General features: G+C 45.7%; 3 protein-coding genes. All 3 read left to right on the top strand.

Features of this window, described 5'->3' with window-relative positions; genetic code table 11:
* A partial coding sequence (gene lysA / locus GRP75_RS24080; RefSeq protein WP_160790579.1) for a diaminopimelate decarboxylase occupies positions 1-863 on the top strand: 863 nt, incomplete at its 5' end.
* Positions 864-1,026: 163 nt separating this feature from the next.
* A complete protein-coding gene (locus tag GRP75_RS24075; protein WP_013310775.1) occupies positions 1,027-1,461 on the top strand; it encodes a peptidylprolyl isomerase in 435 nt (144 codons plus the stop codon).
* A 251-nt stretch (positions 1,462-1,712) separates the two neighbouring features.
* On the top strand, positions 1,713-2,573 hold an 861-nt coding region (locus tag GRP75_RS24070; protein ID WP_160790578.1), incomplete at its 3' end, for a 2-oxoacid:ferredoxin oxidoreductase subunit gamma family protein.

Here is a 2,573-nt window from a genome sequence, read left to right as displayed (position 1 = left end):
CCACAGGTCAAGAAGATTCGAAATTTGGCTTTGACATTGGGAATGGTACAGCACGCCAAGCAGTGGAACAGGCTATCGAGCTGAACCATCTTAACCTGTTAGGGGTACATTCTCATATCGGTTCGCAAATTTTCGAAGTGAATGGCTTTCAAATGGCTGCTGAACGGGTTGCAGCTTTTTCCAGAGAAATTAAAGAACAGCTTCAGTTTTCTTTCAAAGTGATTAATCTGGGTGGGGGATTTGGCATTCGCTACACAGAGGAGGACACACCGCTGAAAGTATCCACCTATGTGCAGGCTATCGGCGAAGCGGTAAAAACCTATTTTTCAGGACTTTACGATGAACTTCCAGAAATTTGGATTGAGCCGGGACGCAGTATTGTAGGCGATTCAGGCACGACCTTATATACGATAGGAAGCATCAAGGATATTCCGCAGGTACGTAAATATGTCTCGGTAGATGGCGGGATGACAGATAATCCACGTCCTGCACTGTATCAGGCCAAGTATGAAGCGATGCTGGCTAATCGAGCGCAGGATACGAACGAAGAGACGGTGTCCATTGCGGGCAAATGCTGCGAAAGCGGCGATATGCTTATTTGGGATGTAGAACTACCTCGTATAAATAGCGGCGACTTGCTCGCTGTTGCCTCAACCGGAGCCTACAATTACTCCATGGCGAGTAATTATAACCGAATACGTCGACCAGCAGTTGTATTTGTCAACAACGGTGAGGCCGAGTTGGTGGTGCGTCGGGAAACCTACGAGGATATCGTACGCAACGATGTTGTGCCACAGCGCTTGATTCGTGATCAAGCCAGTCCGGCGGTTCAGCCTAACGCCAAGATTACGGTTTCGTCCTGATTTTAGCATTGTAAGATCAAGCAGGCCATTGAGTCGGTAATAATACACCGGGGACAATGGCCCTTTTTTTTTGGACAAGACTTTGCTAAGCGCGGCAATTCATAGTAAACTGGAACTTGATGTTATTTAGTTCTCAAAACAGGTTGAAAAGGAGATACAAACAATGAAAAAAGGTAGAATAGATCTTGAAAACGGCGGTATCGTCGAAATTGACTTTTTCCCAGAAGAAGCTCCAAACACCGTTGCTAACTTTGAAAAGCTGGCAAACAGCGGTTATTACAACGGTTTGAGCTTCCACCGTGTCATTCCGGGCTTTGTGGCTCAAGGTGGTTGTCCAATCGGTAACGGTACAGGCGGTCCTGGTTACACGATTGACTGTGAAACAGCTACGAATACAACAAAGCATGCCAAAGGCGTTCTGTCCATGGCTCATGCAGGTCGCAACACAGGTGGCAGCCAATTCTTTATCTGCTACGCTCCACAACCACATTTAGATGGAGTACATACTGTATTTGGTAAAGTAACCAAAGGTATGGAATTCATTGATGCTGTAAAACAAGGCGACAAAATGAAAGAGGTTAAAGTATTTGACGTGTAATTTTACCGTTAATTACATGATCTTTTTTAAATAGCGTTGCACCTAAGCCGTTCTGTCTTTGGACAGGACGGCTTTTGTTGTCTTTTGTTTGACGGTTTATTGATTTTCGCAATCACGTAGGCATTACAGTGCGTAAGATCACATTCGAAAAGTAAGTGTTGTGATAGCCTTCTCATAAGAATGCATTTTCCATTTATTTTATATGAGTATTCAAACTCAGTAAGGATTGGAAAAGCAGGGGGCTTATCACATTGTCTATTTTAACGCGCACAAATCGACTCGGATTTTTTGAAATCCGGCTGGAATCCATTGGTGGACTCGGCGCTAATCTGGCTGGCAAAATGTTGGCCGAAACCGGGGTGCTTGGTCTGGGGCTGAATGCTTCAAATTTTTCGTCCTATGGTTCGGAAAAAAAGGGAACTCCGGTTAAAAGCTTCGTCCGCTTCTGTGAGCCGGAGGTCGATATTCGGGATCACAGTCCGATTGAGCAACCGCATGTGGTAGGCATTTTCCATGAAACGTTATACAAAACGGTAAATGTAATCAGCGGACTGCCAGCGGATGGGATTGTAGTGGTTAATTCCACGCGTCCAGCAGAAGAAATACGGGCTGATTTGGGACTGGTATCCGGTACATTAGCGGTGGTGGATGCGATGGGCATCGCACTGGAAGAGCGAACCAAACTAAATACGTCCATGCTCGGTGCCTTGTTCCGTGTCTGTGATTTCCTGGACCCGGAAGCGATGAGATCGGTTATACGCAGTACCTTTGAAAAGAAAAATCCACTGTTAGTGGAACCTAATCTGCGTACGTTTAACCGTGGTTATGATGAAATGGAACTGCACGTATATCCAGTTACTGATAACGCAGAGGATCGGGTTTTTGAACGTCCGCAGCCATTGCTGGGATACGAAACCCAACTACTGGGGGGCGTTATTGCAACTCAGGGAAACAGCATGACGAGAGATGTTAGTGGTTCACGTCAGGGGTATGTGCCTGAATATGAAGCTGATAAATGTACCCATTGTGCCAAGTGTGATTCGATTTGCCCGGATTACTGTTTTGTATGGGAAGAGCAAGCAGACAAACGCGGAAGAATGATGCCATTTTTG

This window comes from Paenibacillus sp. OT2-17 (genome assembly GCF_009827695.1).
Classification (GTDB): Bacteria; Bacillota; Bacilli; order Paenibacillales; family Paenibacillaceae; genus Paenibacillus; species Paenibacillus polymyxa_B.
This window is presented reverse-complemented; position numbering and strand designations above follow the sequence as displayed.